Genomic DNA, 15,282 nt, shown 5'->3' with positions numbered 1-15,282 from the left:
TTATTTGCATCCTTTCATATTCAGCTCATGTTTCAGCATTTCGATAAAATGCTCTTACACATACTTTCTTATTGTAAAACAATTACCTCGGAAACGGAAACCGTTTCGTTTGATTTCGCCGGAAGGGTGGCGTTATATCTCTAATTTTGCGATGATGTGAATAGAATGTACTCGTTTGTTAGGATAGAAAGGACAGGGATACCATGCTGAAGGAACGCATTGAACTACTAAGCAAAAGAAAACAAATCTCACGTAAAGACCTTGTGGAAGGTCTGGTCACGCAGGCCCACTTTGCCAATATCCTGGCTGATCGTTATCCTCTACCTGAGGACTTGGCAGAAGCCATCGCGGGGCGTTTTGGGGTATCCCCTTCCTATATTCTAAAGGCTGCGGCTCAGGACGAGGAAACACTCGAACGGGCAGAGGTTATTTTCGAACAAATGTCTGTTCCAGCGTCGGCGATATCCGAAGATACGGTGCATGCTCTGGCAGATCGGGATGACACGCTGACCGTAGAGTTGACAACGGCCTTGATGAAGGCGGTCTATTATCAGCAATTAAACGATGCAACGGCTCATGAGTATATACATACGTCCTACCTCAATTTTTACCTAGAGAAGTACGGTCGTCCAGATGATATTGATCTGCCGCGTCCGTTAGTCAAAGCACTTTTGTTCTATAAAATACAATATTATCGCTCCAAAATGGCCTTTGTGGATGTATTAACTCATGCAACCAGGCTCAGTGAGCTGGCGCTTCCTGGCAGTGAATTCTGGCTGTCTGTGCAAAATATCAAGATGGAAGCCTACATTCAGGTCAAACAGTATGAAGAGGCAAAACAGGTATTTGAGCTTACGATGCGTCATGTCTATGATCAGCGGATGTTCCATCGGTTGTCCGGGTTATATGTGGCATATAGTGGCTATTGCTTCGCAATGGGGCTGGTTCAGGAGGCACTCTCGGCATTAACCATGGCGGAGGCAAACCTTGTATATGCCGGCAACCAGGGAGATCTGGTGACGGCGATTGCGAACAATCGGATTGTCATGTTAACGATGACAGGTGAACTGGATCAGGCACAGACGGAGATTGAACGATTCGAGTCGCTATTGCAGCAGGAAACGGAAGAAACACAGCTCGCGATGCGACCGCTCGTCAGTGTATATCGGTGCGAAGTGGCTCTGGCGCGGAAGAACTGGGGCGTGCTGGCGCAAAGTGTAGATCAACTCTTGAAATGTGCAACCACACAGGACCAGCAGATGAGCGCAACCTTCTACCAGAGCCATCTCGCTCTTGCGCATGGAGATCGCGAAGTTTTCATGGAGCGGGCGCTGGCCTGTCTGCCTTATTTTGAATCCGCGCAGCATGTCATGCGGCTTGAACCGTTATATGAGGGAATGGCTGTAGTATCTGAGGATCAGCGGAAATACAAGGAAGCAGCCATGTATTATCGGAAGCTGGTATATTTATTACGCAAAAAATAGACTGGATTAAAAGTAATGCTAGTAATAAAGGGTGTTAATCAGGAAGAGTACATTGGTATGTACCACCTATGTTCGCCAATACCATCGCATCTACAGTAACAGGAATAAAACCCAAAAATGTTGAATAGCGCTACTGACATACCGTTGTCAGTAGCGTTATTTTATCATCAATGAAGTAAACATAAAGAGATGGAAGGCCGATTCTGGCCCAAAAAATGATAGGGTACTTTATCATTAACAGGAAGGATGTTATTTTATGTTTTTTGCTTCTGTACGCATTATTACCGACGACGTGGATCGTCTTGTCGAGTTTTATGAGAAAGTCATGGGTGTTTCGGCGGTACGCCCCGCGCCTGTCTTTGCCGAACTTGTTTTGCCATCGTGCACCCTGGCGATTGGCCACTCCCAGACGGTGCCACTGTTTGGCGTTGGTTCTGCAGTGGCGGCCGACAATCACACTGTCATCCTCGAGTTCCGCGTTCACGATGTCGATGCCGAATACGAGCGTTTGCAGCCGTTTGTGGACGAGTGGGTAAAGGAACCGACCACGATGCCGTGGGGGAATCGTGCTGTGCTGTTCCGTGATCCTGATGGCAATCTCATTAACCTCTTCCAGCCAGTGACCGAGGAAGCGATCAAACGTTTCAGCGGTAGGGGCTGATTCTAGGGGAACAGCTCACTCAGTGAAAAGGTTGAAAAAGTGTGTGTTTTGGAAAACTTATGGGTTAAATCCCGCTGTTTTGGCATGATTTTGTGCATTGCCAAAGCACTTGGCACAAAATATGGCCGTCAATCGTGAAATGAAGATCGGATTAGCAGATCTTTTTTTGCGGAATTAGCATACTTCCTTACCAAAGAAACGATTATCCGGTAATTCAATTGCCGGATTTTTCGTTTTTTTTGTATGCCGCCAGAAGGGTATTCAAGGACAAGCCGCGGTGTTTATAATTTAACTATAATCAAATAAAACAAATGAGGTGCTTGATATGGGATGGTTCGGTAAAAAGAACAAACAGGAAGATGCGATTGCCAAAGCGGATAAAATGATGAATAAAGGACTTACTGGCATGATGATGAAAGGTTTTGTATCAAAAGAACATCGGGAGGCCATCAACCAAAGTCTGGATTCGGCGAAGCAGGCACAGTTGGCAGCGAGTGGTTCTCTGCCTTTAACAGCTACGGCTACGGTGGTGACAATCACCGATACAGGCAAACTGATCAATTTTGATCCGATTGTTGTGCTTGTGTTGGATGTGACAGAAACGAATGGCAACCAGTATCAGCGAACATTGGAGACATTGGTGTCCAAAATGCAGATTCCACGAGTTGGAGATCGGGTGGGATTGGGCCAGAATCCAGCGAATCCGTCCGAACTGATCTACATGGGGTTAATATCCATCTAGAAGATATTTGGTTATAGACAGCGATACTCTATTTAAATAATGCGTATAACAACGATTAATAGATATATTATTAGAGGTTTTGATAGAGATATTAGGAGAAGGATTAAGAAAGGGTGGATCATATGGTAGGTTTCCTGAGATTGATTGGCGTATTAACGGTGTTCGGAGTGGGGTTCTCCCCATTTCTGGCACAGCAGCTGTGGAACGATCCATTTATGATTATGCAGGCATGGTGGTATACTCCGGCAATCTTTGCCGGGTTTGCACTAATCTTTGTTCCTGCGATTTTGAGCAATATTTTTGGCGTAGGTCGAGTGAAGACAGGTTTACCAGCAGTTGGGGTCATTAAGACTATACAACAGACAGGTACGTATATTAATGAACAGCCTGAGGTTCGATTGGGTCTGACGGTGTCGCGCAAGGGGCGTGAGAAATACGATACGGAGATGAAAACCGTCATTCCGCTGACCTCCATGGCACAGTTTCAGCCGGGCAGTTTTATTCCGTTAGTGGTCTCCGTAAAGGATGAACGCAAGGTAGGGCTTGATATGAAGGGGCAATTATCACAGGAGGATATGCAGCAGTTGTTGGATGAAAAGATGGTACAGCAAGGGGTATCACCTGAAATGATGGATATTGCAAGAACAGGGGAAAAAGCGATGGCCAAGATTCTTGATGTCACTCCACTTGGGAGTGGAGGCAGTAATAAGATCAAGCTTCAGCTCAAACTCAGTATAACAAAGACGAACGGTGAAACCTTCAATGTGACAACGCAAAAAGAAATTTTGTCATCTGCGCTGCCCCAGGTGCAGCAAGGTCATATCATTAATGTCATCTATTCAAGACAAGACCCAACAAAATTGGTACTGGCATTGAATATACAGGAAGGACAATTAAGTGACTTGTTCTCCTCCTGAGGATGTGGACAAAAGGAGGACCTACAGATCATGTTAATGACTTGTAGGGCCTCCTTTTTTCATTTTGGTATGTATGAGAGATGCAAGCAACGGACGGTTTTCAAACAATACCAAGGCGCATGCGATAAGAAAAGAGTACTTTTCTGGATTCTCCGTCAAATACACGATTAGCCAGCGCTCTGAACTCGTCAGCAGCTGTTAATAGATCATCCGCTCCGAGCTTCAACGCCGTTTGCAGGCCGCCTTGGCTCAGGGCGAGATTGACATATCGATCGGCTGTGAATGTCTCGTGGTGATGAAACACGATTTCCCGCACATATCGGAACAGACCGGACTGCTGAATCTGCTGTAAATGCCCATCTTTGCTCCATTTGTGTGCCTGGCTATCCTGGGGAGCCAGACTGGCTGCTCGTTGATCTGCTTCCTTATTCAGCTGCAGATAGGCTTGTTCTAATTGCCAGTCCAACATTGGCGGCCAGTCGCAATCGTAGGCAGCAAATATGCCCCCTGTGCGAAGTACACGTGCGAATTCGCGTAGTGTAGGTTGCGGCTCCATCCAGTGGAATGATTGGGAGCAGGTCAGCACATCGACACTGCCATCTGGTAGTCCGAGGTCATGAGACAAGCCGGACACAAACCGCAGGTTATCCGGCTTCCCGGCAGATTCCCACTTGGATTCTGCTACAGACCTCATGTCATCACTGGGTTCAAAGCCGATAATGCGTTCTGCCTCATTAAGCCAGATCCACGAGGATAAGCCGGTGCCACAGCCAACATCTGCGACCATACGCGGTGTGCTGCCAAGATATGTCGTTAGAATGTCCACCACTTCAGTGGGAGCGGCTGGTCGGTTCTGATCGTATAACGTACCAAAACCTTTGAAACGTTCCACATTGTTGCGTCTAATGTCTTGCATGAATAAACCTCCTTCGGTCAGATGGATGACGGAGAGTCAGCTGTGATCAAAAGTTGTATAGGCCTATATTATATCATTCATTGTTGGGAAGTTTGTTCATGACGTTCTGCAAATGTTCAACAGCTTTGATATGACGTCTGAGCAATTCCTGTCCAACATGAACAGGCTCGACTACGGTCAACTCGGAACCAAACGACAGCAGGAAAGAGTAGAGCCATTCCCCTACATTCAGATCGAGAGACACACGGAGCCTGCCATCAGGCTCTTTTTTAATGAGGGAAGGTTCGAAAAAATCATACACTCGGTATGCAATGTTGCTGGAGAACGAGAGTGTAAGAGGAGTCAGAACAGGAGCTGCTTCTGATTCAGGGTCGTTTGATCCGGCAGTAACAGAGTGATCGTGTTTTCTCGCCAGAAAAGTCAACTGGGTGATCCGTTTCATCTTGAATGTCTCGAATTCTTTACGATCAGGATCATCATGAATATAGCCTTTGAAGTACCATGTACTATTTTTGAAAATAAGCTTCTGTGGCTCCACAGTCGGCCTACTTTTCTCGCCATCCGAATTAACATAATGAAACGTAATCAGTTGATTCGTTAATATGGCTTGTTTCACCTGATTGAACAGTTCTCTCTCTTGCAGAGGGATGCTTCCCCATGGTGAGAAATTGAATTCGATCCAATCCAGTTTGTGATCAAACAGGGCGGTCAGCCGTTGCAGCATATGGGCACTATTCAGGTGTGGGATCGCACTGATGCTGTATAGTCCCATCAAAATTTCGTTCTGGTCTTCTTCCGACAACAGGGATTTGTCCATGACATAGTTGTCCATTAGATGGATACCGCCATGCTTGCCGGTCGTGGTATAGACGGGAATGCCCGCGGCACTCAGCCGGTCGATATCGCGATACACCGTGCGTACAGAAATCTCGAACATACGGGCGAGTTCTGGTGCGGTGGCTTTCTTTTTCTCCAATAACAAAAGCAACATTCGAAATAGTCGGTTATTTTCCATGCTCTGATTATACCATGACAATAGGTGTCAGGGTATGGATGGTACACTGGTATAAAAGTCTTACGAAGACATTTTGACTCAGATTTATAATTTGTTCTTCATTTATTGCGAAGTAGTGAAGGGGACGATATCGATTCTGAAGAAACGAAGTGTTCGCATTTATCATCGGATTTTTCCATCTGAAAATGGGAATTAAAGAAATCCGAGGATAACAGCGATCAGAAGAACGATTCGTGACCGGAACGGCTACTCGCATACTATCAAGCACTTTATATTGAAATGAGTTAATTATGAAGGAGGAACTGGTCATGACAATGAAAGAAGGATTTTACTGGGGTGGCGCAACGGCTGCCAATCAATTCGAAGGTGGATGGAACCAGGGTGGCAAGGGGCCAAGCACGTCTGACATGATGACAGGAGGAACCCACACGATTCCACGCCGGATTACACCTGTATTGGAAGAGGGCACGTATTATCCGAGCCATGAAGCGGTTGATTTTTACGGACATTACAAAGAAGATATTGCCATGATGGCAGAGATGGGCTTCAAAATGTTCCGCATGTCCATCAACTGGTCCCGAATCTATCCGAATGGTTACGATCTGGAGCCAAACGAAGAGGGATTGCAGTTCTACGATAATGTCTTTGCCGAGTTGAAAAAGTACAATATTGAGCCGCTCGTAACGATCTCCCATTATGAAACGCCATTCGGTCTGACACAAAAGTATAACGGCTGGGCTTCCCGTGAAGTTATCGATTGTTATATCCGTTATTGTACAACCCTGTTCAACCGTTACAAGGATCAGGTCAAATACTGGCTGACGTTCAACGAAATCAACTGTCTGACGATGCCGATGGGTGCTTATATGGCTGCAGGTATTCTGTTTGAAGGCAAAGAGACGCTGGTCGACGGAGTGGATGATCCACAGACTCGTTTCCAGGCATTACATCATCAATTCGTTGCGAGTGCCAAAGCGGTGAAGCTGGGACATGAGATTAACCCTGATTTCCAGATCGGCTGTATGGTCGCTTTTATGACAACCTATCCAAATACTTGTAACCCGGACGACATGTTGCTTGCACAGAAGAAAGACCAAATCTCCAATATGATCTGCGGTGATGTACAGGTTCGTGGAGCATATCCTGGATTCGCCAAACGTTTCTTCGCCGAAGAAGGTATCCAGATCGAGATGCAACCGGGAGATGAGCAGACTTTGCGTGAAGGCTGCGTAGACTTCTATTCCTTCAGTTATTACATGTCTCTGGTTGAGAGTGCGGACGAGTCCCTCGAGAGAGCAGAAGGTAATCTACTGGGCGGTATCAAAAATCCATATCTCGAAGCTTCCGACTGGGGTTGGCAGATCGATCCAAAAGGACTGCGTTATACACTGAATCATCTGTATGATCGTTATCAGATTCCACTGATGGTGGTTGAGAACGGTTTGGGTGCTGTCGATGTGGTAGAGGAAGATGGCTCCATTCAAGATGACTATCGCATTGATTATCTGAAAGGTCACATTGAACAGATGAAAGAAGCGGTAGCTGACGGCGTAGATCTGATTGCCTACACCATGTGGGGATGTATCGACCTGGTTAGTGCATCCACTGGAGAGATGAAGAAGCGTTATGGCTTCATTCATGTCAACAAGGACAACGATGGTAATGGTGACTTAAGCAGAACACCGAAGAAGAGCTTCCACTGGTACAAAAAAGTTATCGAATCCAATGGTGAAGAGTTATAAGTTGGTGTGAAAAAACCAGATCGGTCTGTTCCCTTAAATGGGACAAGCGGTCCATGTAGTCCTGAACGAGTTCAGGACTACTATATATGAATATAAAAAATACCCGGTTATCCTTCAGTTAAGGAAAGCCGGGTATTTCTTTGTGTAGTTCAATAGCGGACCGCCTAGGCGAGCCTTCTGCTTTGCAGTTGGGACATGCGCTCCAAATGCCGGCGGTAAAACCATATGCAGGTGGAGAGCCAGCAACCACTCAAGAAATATCCGCCGACAATATCACTTGGATAATGGACCCCCAAGTAGATACGACTTATACCAATGGTCAGTATAAATACGGCGCTGGCAACAATCATCAGCACACGTCCGGTGAGGGTGGGTACATGTTTCCAGATTAGAAAGGCCAGTCCACCGTACAGGCTAAATGCTGCCATGGAATGCCCACTGGGGAAGCTGTAGCCGCTCACTTCGATGATCCGGTTAATGGTAGGTCTGGCACGCTGGAATACCATTTTGAGCAATGCATTTAACAGGGTTGAACCTGCAAGCACACAAGCCAGGAAGAGCAGTTCGCGTTTGTGTCGCAGGTAAACGTACAACACAATCATGGCGATGATGGTAATGAAGACCACTGGCATTTCGCTGCCGATCCAGGTAAAAAGGTGCATGAATTGTGTCATACCAGGGGATTCCAACCCCTGAATCCAGCCGATCAGCGTGTCATCAAATCGATGAATCTGGTTGTCGCTGATGGACAGGGCGATGCTTATAAAAGCGATCATGCATAACGCTGCAACGAGCAGCGGGAATGAGATATTCTTTTTCCAGTTGTGTATCAAATGTTGAGTTCCTCCGTGATCGTTGATTTCGTATGTTGTGTCCTTGCGTATCTCGGACATAACGATATTTGTATTGTGCTATAATTTTACAATAAATATAGCAGCAATAAAAATATGTAACCTTAACAACGCTTATTCAAGCAGAGAAATGTAGGAGGGGGAGCGGTCGGAATGAAACGACGTTTGGTGATGTGCATGTTGATCTTACTGTTGGTTACGTCTGGGTTAGCTCTATTTCCCGGAGAGAAAGTGTATGCTTGCAGTTGTGTCGAGAGTGATGTTCAAGAGAGATTGAAGACAAACACAACTGTATTTACAGGAGAAGTGGTGAAGAAAGGACGTTCTCAACAGTCGAAGCATGATGGCTTATTAAGAGAGTATACCTTTGAAGTAGATACTGCATGGAAGGGGGTTAATGCCAAAAAGTTGAAAATCCTCGCGAGTGACGGAGGGTCTGAATCCTGTGGCATTCAATTTGAAAAGAATCAGTCCTACCTGATCTATGCTTATCAATATGAAGTGGATCATAAGCTACATACGAATCTGTGCAGTCGCAATGTTCCTGTCGAACAAGCCGGAGACGATTTGAAATTGTTGGGTTCGGGCAAGGTTGTAAGTAAAGAAGATTTTGGAGAAGTCACCGATGGTGGTGGGCGAAGTGGGTCTTTCTATCTTATCTTATACAGTGCAGTCATTTTATTGGCAGCATTGGCAATCGTATGGATATGGAAACGAAAGAAAAGAATCTGATTTCAGGTCTAATGAAATTTGAAAGTTGGATTGTATAACATAAGGTTTGTATGACGAAAAAAGAAACTAATCCCCGTACAGAGTGTTAAGGTACATTAACGTTCTATACTGGGATTTTCAGGAGTGGCGTCAAAATTATATCCATTTGGAGTCGAGATTATCGATCCGATGGAACTAGTTTAGCTGCAACATGTATTCATAAGCTGTGACACCAAATACCCGTTTGAAATGCCTATTCAGATGGGTCAGATCAACGAATCCACAATCGGCAACAGCAGCATAGACGTCCTTCTGCTTTTCGATGGATTGACGGGCACGCTCCACCTTGCAGTTTAAGAAAAACTGGTAGGGGGATATGCCTGCGTGTGCCTTGAATTCACGGATAAATTGAAACTTGGACATGCCAAATTCGGAGCTCAGGTTGTCCAGCTTGAGTACATCTTCGGTGCTGCAAAACATGATTTCCTTGGCTTTGCGGACCAGGTTGTCCTGAGGCAACCAGAGCTTGGTATCCATCTCCTTCTGAGCCAGAAGGTGAACCAGATCGAAGACCCGTTCGCTGCACTCGGCTTCGTCCTGTCTGAGTTGAACGGCATCGTTCAGCATCAGGATGTTACGTGCAAGCTCGGGATCATAGACGATGGGACTTCCAAAACGCAATTCCTTTTTGCCTATAATCTCCTCTACCAATTCCGGCTTTAAATACAGCATCACATAATCAATGCCAGCCTTATCATAGGAGCTTCCGTCATGGGACTGTTCACGGTTAAACAACATGACGCCATTTTGGTGAGACGCCTGATATTGTCCGTCCAGGTTGTATTGTTGAATGCCACGCAGGGTTACGCCCACCGCATACTCTTCGTGGCAATGTTTTTTATATGCAAAATCAGTAAAGCTGGCGGATAGTGCCAGCACGTCTTGCGACTTTTTATAGTTAAACCGTTCCATGCAGCACACCTCCCAAGCTTTAGATTAATCCGGATACTATAATGGCTGAGTATAACAAAAAAAGGGCCATGAGAATACTCAGTAATTTTTGGTGGCGATTCAGCATCGTTCTGAAAACCGTGCCAAAAACAACCCAACTGGAATAAGCCAGAAAACCAATGAACGTAATGAGCAACACAAACAGAAACGATGAGAAGGAACTTTGATAAAAGGGCAATACATAACTAGGAATGACAGTGAAAGTAAACAAGACTACCTTTGGGTTCACAAATTGCATGATGAAACCGTTCCAGAATCCGGTAACTTGTTTCGGTGCATCCTCGGTGGTACCCATCTTGTAGATCTGGTACGCCAGATACACCATGTACAGACCGCCGACGATCTGCATCACCTTCAGAATTCCGGGCAACACGCCGGCAAGAAGTTGATTAAGAAACGCTGATGCGGTAAGCAACAGACCAAATGCCAGTGTAGCTCCCCAGACATAACGCATTGTTTTTCGTGCGCCAACGATCTGTGTAGAAGAAAGAATTACGATATTGCTGGGGCCGGGTGTGAATGTAACAACGATGCAGTAGATTAAAAAAGATGCAAGATTCATGATGATGCTCTCCTCTGGTTGTAGTCTAGTTCCATGATCATACGTCCAGAGGGAGAAACTATATAGTACATTATTGCAGCAGGTACACCGTTAACAGCAGGCGCTTGTTTTTAAAAGATAAAGGGTGGTTTTCTTTTTGAATGATTGCGTTTACAATTTAGACGATGTACAAGGTGATCAGACCACTTGAGGAAGTGAACGGAATGAAAAAAATGCTACTGGTATACATTTTACTAATCTCAGCCTTTGCATTGTATGTGTTGAGATTCGAATACACCAGTCAGGTAAACAGTTCTTGGGAGGACCGGGGGCTGCGCGGCGATATCGGAGAGACGTATATCATGATTACATTCCAGTCCGGGCTGGAGTATTGGAAGAGCCCGCTCAAAGGTTTCGAGGATGCCGCGGATGCGCTTGGTGTGACCGTAGAATATCGCGGAGCTACCCGGTATGACGCGAAGGAGCAAACGATGGTGATTGAGCAGGCCATCGCTCGTAAACCGGCGGGTATTGCCATATCTGCAATCGATCCGCAATCGCTAGTTCCAGCGATTAACAAGGCAATCGACGCAGATATTCCTGTTGTATTATTTGACGCTGATGCACCTGATAGCCAGGCCTATTCTTTTCTTGGGACAGATAATTACAAGTCGGGTGTAATGGCTGCAGATAAAATGGCTGAACTGCTGGGTCGTGAGGGAGAGGTCGCGGTATTAACCTTACCTGGGCAACAAAATCATGAAGAGAGGACGAAGGGTTTCCGCGATACGATCAAGGAGAGATACCCTTCCATGCAGATTGTAGAAGTTGCAGACGGACATGGTGATGCGATGGTATCCAGAGACGAAACACTGAGAATGATGAAGGAACACCCGGAGCTGGCGGGTATTTTTGTGACTGAAGCCACCGGAGGAGCAGGAGCGGGTGAAGCCGTTCAGACTGCCGGGGACAGACATCCATTGCAGATTATTTCGTTTGATACGAATAAGGATACATTGGACATGATCAAGAACGGTACGATCTCAGCTACCATTGCACAGGGAACCTGGAATATGGGATATTGGTCACTCCAATATTTGTTCCATCTGCATCACCAGTTAACGGTTCCGGCCCCATCCTCATCCGGTGAAAATGCACCGCTTCCCGTGATGGTGGACACAGGGATCTCTGTGGTGACACGCTCGGATGTGGATGATTACTATGCCAAATAACAAGGGAGATTTCAAGAGTCCAAGGCCTTGGAGCAGGAGAGCAATTCTCTCCACTTTCAGGAACGGGATTCGGCGTTTACGCTTGCGTAATATGCCCCTCCGCTACCAGCTGATGCTGCTTTTTCTGTTATTCGCCATTGTACCTTCCGTAGGACTTGGGTTGCTTGTGAACTGGACAGTGGAGCGGGTAGTTGAGCGACAGGTTGAAGGGCATACCATGCAGCTGATTGGCAAAGTGAATGAAGCTCTGAACAGCAAAATGGAGAATTTGCAAAACATGACCTACCTGATTGCCTTTGACCCGGATATTGATGCTTTTATGGACGACAAAATGCCACCGAATGATGATGCAGGCATCAAACCGATGAACATGGACAACAATGCCGCAACGGAGCAAAATCGGTTATATGGCATCAAACAAACCTTGCAGGGGTTCACAACGTTGTATCCTGAAATCGCCGGGATTGTTCTTGTTAATGAACGTGGTGACTATATTAGCAACGAGATGTATCCCCGGGCGGAACAGAGCCTGATCCAGGAAAAATGGTATCAAAAAGCTTCGGCCAATCCGGGCATTTTCATGGTATTGGGTCAGCCAAAAGAGCGTAATCTCACGACACATGTACGGTACAAGGACGATGAGATTGTATCGGTTGCACGTTCCATAACGGATGAAGCGTCAGGACGTGTACGGGGCGTTATTTTGATTGATCTTAAACTAAGGTCCGTCTCTCAGGCTGCCCGTAATGTAACCTTGGGGAAATCCGGTTATGTGATGGTGACGGATGCAGAGGGTCAAAGTGTATACAAGCCTGAGCATCCGCTAATAGAACACATTCCCACAGACTGGTTCCCCTCCGGTGAGAGTGGAACGTTTACCGCCGAAACAGAGGGCGGAACGTTATTATTCATGTACCAGTCGTCTACCTTTACGGGTTGGAGAACGGTAGGGGTATTTCCCACCAGAGACTCGATTTCGGAAGTGCGCCAGATCCAGTTTTATGTGGTTAGCTTTGTATTTGTGGTGTGTTTGTTTGGCCTGAGCGCCTCTTTATGGTTCTCCCGTTCTATTGCTCAGCCCATTTTCCGGCTCATGTCCTATATGCGCAGGGCGGAGACCGGCAATCTCAGACCAGGCCGCTGGAGCGATCGCGCTGACGAGATTGGCATGCTTGGCAACAGTTATAACCGAATGCTGGCACAGATTAGACAACTGATATCACTAAATGAATTGAGGGAGCGGCAGAAGCGCGACGCTGAAATGCGGAGTTTGCAGGAGCATATCAAACCACACTTTTTGTACAATACCCTGGATACGATTCATTGGATGGCACGCAAAGAGGGTGCAGAAGATGTCTCCGGCATGGTTGGTGCGTTATCTCGATTATTTCGCATAGGGCTTAGTAAAGGACAGGATTATATTCCGCTGCACTCCGAGCTTGAGCATATGACCAGCTATATGCAAATTCAGCAGACACGATACCGCGATCGTCTTCAGTATACATTGAATATTCCAGAGGAACTGCAGGACCTCTTCGTGTTAAAGCTGCTGCTTCAGCCCCTGATAGAGAATGCAATCTATCATGGAATCAAGGGCAGGCGTGGGCCAGGACACATTCGGGTGGAGGCCAGATTGGAACATAACAGACTGCTGCTGACTGTTCAGGATAATGGAGCAGGCATGTCCAACGAACGGCTTGCCGAGATGCAGCATCTGCTCGAAGCTCCTCTAGCAAGTTTGGAAGCGTCTTCGCCTGGGATGACAGGCAAAAGTTATGGAATGTTGAACGTGCAGGCCCGTCTCCGGCTGTCCTTTGGCGATGAGTACGGTATTGAACTGGAGAGCCAGGAAGGGGAAGGAACTCGTGTGACCATCATTCATCCGTTGATGCGAGAGCTCCCACCAATCCAGCAAATCAATAACGAAGAGAGGCAGGAGAATGAATGGGAAAATTCATAAAATCGACCATGACAACTTCCACTGGGATAGATGAGACATCCGAATCAACCAAGGTAATGGAGATTACGCCGGATAGCCACATGGCAAAAAAATACCGCGTGCTCATCGCGGATGATGAACCGATCATTCGTGAGGGGATTCGGGATGCCATTGACTGGACAACTCTCGGGATGGAAGTTGTAGGTGAAGCGGAAGATGGCGAGGAAGCGCTGGAACGGGCGGCTGACTTGGGGGTGGATATTGTTCTCGTGGATATGAACATGCCATTCCTGAACGGAATCGAACTAATCCGTGCCCTTCAGCAGAAGTGCCCGGGCTGTCGTTATCTGATCATCTCTGGACATGATGAATTTGCATATGCACAGGAGGCGGTGCGTCTTGGCGTAGAGGATTACATCTTGAAGCCTGTGCAAGCAGAACAATTATATGCGGCACTTGAGCGTTTGCATCAGCGACTTACTGAAGAGTACCAGAGGACGGCATATGTACAACAGGCAGCTCATCAGATTGAACGTAATATCCCGCTGCTTCGCCAGCGATTTATGCTGGAGTGGCTGGAGGGGCAGGCTGAAGGGAGAGATCTGACGGAGCAGCTTGTGTTTCTACGTCTGCCCGCGGTTCCACCTGTGCAGGTCGGGATTGTGCGCTGGCCTGCCGCTGAAGCGCGTCAGACGATACTGAGAGAGAATGATCGTCAGTTGTTTCTGTTTGCAGTAGAAAATATAGTGAGTGAACTGCTGGCACACCTGCCGCATGTTCTGTTCCGGGACGTAAGCGGGTTAATTGGCATGTGTCTGTGGCAGGAAGCCCCCGAAGAAATAGAGTCCCTTCTGGAACAGCAGATCAGTTCTTGCCTGAATATTGCTATTCATGCTCATGTGGAGACACATGCAGGGACACTTGAAGAAACGCCGGATACGTACCGTCATTGCCGTGAACGGGTACACGAAGATGTGCAGTTGTCCCCTCTGGTTCGCCGGGCGAGACAACTTATTCACGAAGAGTATGCCGAGCGGGAACTGACCCTGGAGTCGCTCGCTTCCCGTCTACAAGTATCTGCCGTATATCTTAGTCGTGTGTTGAAGAAAGAGCTGAATGATTCCTTTGTCACGCTTGTCACCCATGCTCGCATTCGCAAGGCTATACAGCTGTTGGACTCAACAACACTTCCGATCCACACCATAGCTGAGCGTGTAGGTTATGACACCCAGCATTATTTCAGTACCGCGTTTAAGAAAACAATGGGCATTTCGCCTGTGCAGTATCGAAAAGACGGAGGGACGGCTTATCGTCCTTCAGCGAATCGAATATAATATGTAGCATATGAGGACAATCAAAAGACTTACCTCAACCGATATAAACGCAATACTTGATCATTAAGACGTATGAGGAATGAGATGGATGTGTTCTATTTCGTGTGAAGCGAAGTGGAGCATGTCCTTTTTTTTTGACTCTGGAATGGTATCTCATGGGTCACACTTGTACTTAAAGCGTTTCCA

Annotated in this window: 14 protein-coding genes; 9 read left to right on the top strand and 5 right to left on the bottom strand. The window is 46.7% G+C overall.

The window, feature by feature from the left end; all coding sequences use genetic code 11:
- The first annotated feature begins 203 nt into the window (after window positions 1–203).
- The 4 genes from MKY87_RS08490 (at window position 204) to MKY87_RS08475 (ending at window position 3,804) form a co-directional block, all read left to right on the top strand.
- Window positions 204–1,484, top strand: coding sequence for an XRE family transcriptional regulator (locus tag MKY87_RS08490; protein ID WP_340963922.1), 1,281 nt, complete (start codon window positions 204–206; stop codon window positions 1,482–1,484).
- Window positions 1,485–1,740: 256 nt separating this feature from the next.
- The gene (locus tag MKY87_RS08485; protein ID WP_145150094.1) at window positions 1,741–2,145 is read left to right on the top strand and encodes a VOC family protein; all 405 of its coding nucleotides are present in this window, start codon (window positions 1,741–1,743) and stop codon (window positions 2,143–2,145) included.
- 325 nt (window positions 2,146–2,470) lie between these two features.
- Window positions 2,471–2,887 carry a hypothetical protein gene (locus MKY87_RS08480; protein ID WP_339789568.1) on the top strand — a complete coding sequence of 139 codons (417 nt, stop codon included), beginning with the start codon at window positions 2,471–2,473 and terminating at the stop codon, window positions 2,885–2,887.
- A 122-nt stretch (window positions 2,888–3,009) separates the two neighbouring features.
- Entirely contained in the window at window positions 3,010–3,804 is a 795-nt protein-coding gene (locus tag MKY87_RS08475; RefSeq protein WP_340967402.1) for a hypothetical protein, read from the top strand.
- Window positions 3,805–3,904: 100 nt separating this feature from the next.
- Here MKY87_RS08475 and MKY87_RS08470 read toward each other — a convergent pair whose 3' ends face one another.
- Complete coding sequence (locus MKY87_RS08470) at window positions 3,905–4,720, bottom strand: class I SAM-dependent methyltransferase (RefSeq protein WP_340963919.1); 816 nt, start codon at window positions 4,718–4,720, stop codon at window positions 3,905–3,907.
- A 73-nt stretch (window positions 4,721–4,793) separates the two neighbouring features.
- Window positions 4,794–5,735, bottom strand: a complete 942-nt coding sequence (locus MKY87_RS08465) for a helix-turn-helix transcriptional regulator (protein WP_340963918.1) — start codon at window positions 5,733–5,735, stop codon at window positions 4,794–4,796.
- A gap of 308 nt (window positions 5,736–6,043) precedes the next feature.
- Here MKY87_RS08465 and MKY87_RS08460 point away from each other — a divergent pair, with 308 nt between their 5' ends.
- Window positions 6,044–7,477 (top strand): glycoside hydrolase family 1 protein, encoded by a 1,434-nt coding sequence (locus MKY87_RS08460; protein ID WP_036617092.1) that lies wholly within the window; start codon window positions 6,044–6,046, stop codon window positions 7,475–7,477.
- Window positions 7,478–7,641: 164 nt separating this feature from the next.
- Here the strand turns inward: MKY87_RS08460 and MKY87_RS08455 are convergent, their stop codons facing one another.
- Entirely contained in the window at window positions 7,642–8,310 is a 669-nt protein-coding gene (locus MKY87_RS08455) for a phosphatase PAP2 family protein (RefSeq protein WP_340963915.1), read from the bottom strand.
- A 171-nt stretch (window positions 8,311–8,481) separates the two neighbouring features.
- Here MKY87_RS08455 and MKY87_RS08450 point away from each other — a divergent pair, with 171 nt between their 5' ends.
- Entirely contained in the window at window positions 8,482–9,060 is a 579-nt protein-coding gene (locus MKY87_RS08450) for a hypothetical protein (protein WP_340963913.1), read from the top strand.
- A gap of 174 nt (window positions 9,061–9,234) precedes the next feature.
- Here MKY87_RS08450 and MKY87_RS08445 read toward each other — a convergent pair whose 3' ends face one another.
- Window positions 9,235–10,011: an AraC family transcriptional regulator gene (locus MKY87_RS08445; protein WP_340963909.1), complete on the bottom strand. Its 777-nt coding sequence runs from the start codon at window positions 10,009–10,011 to the stop codon at window positions 9,235–9,237.
- Between the two features lie 19 nt (window positions 10,012–10,030).
- Complete coding sequence (locus tag MKY87_RS08440) at window positions 10,031–10,612, bottom strand: LysE family translocator (protein ID WP_340963907.1); 582 nt, start codon at window positions 10,610–10,612, stop codon at window positions 10,031–10,033.
- A gap of 203 nt (window positions 10,613–10,815) precedes the next feature.
- Between MKY87_RS08440 and MKY87_RS08435 the strand changes: the two genes are divergently transcribed.
- The 3 genes from MKY87_RS08435 (at window position 10,816) to MKY87_RS08425 (ending at window position 15,096) form a co-directional block, all read left to right on the top strand.
- Window positions 10,816–11,823, top strand: a complete 1,008-nt coding sequence (locus MKY87_RS08435; RefSeq protein WP_289390148.1) for a substrate-binding domain-containing protein — start codon at window positions 10,816–10,818, stop codon at window positions 11,821–11,823.
- 91 nt (window positions 11,824–11,914) lie between these two features.
- A complete protein-coding gene (locus tag MKY87_RS08430; RefSeq protein WP_340967401.1) occupies window positions 11,915–13,783 on the top strand; it encodes a cache domain-containing sensor histidine kinase in 1,869 nt (622 codons plus the stop codon).
- A gap of 8 nt (window positions 13,784–13,791) precedes the next feature.
- Complete coding sequence (locus tag MKY87_RS08425; protein ID WP_340963904.1) at window positions 13,792–15,096, top strand: response regulator; 1,305 nt, start codon at window positions 13,792–13,794, stop codon at window positions 15,094–15,096.
- The last annotated feature ends 186 nt before the right edge of the window (window positions 15,097–15,282 follow it).

Origin of the sequence: Paenibacillus sp. FSL R7-0198, from assembly GCF_038000415.1 — a bacterium.
GTDB lineage: Bacteria > Bacillota > Bacilli > Paenibacillales > Paenibacillaceae > Paenibacillus.
The sequence above is the reverse complement of the archived record's forward strand: the minus strand, read 5'-3'. Positions and strand labels throughout refer to the sequence as shown.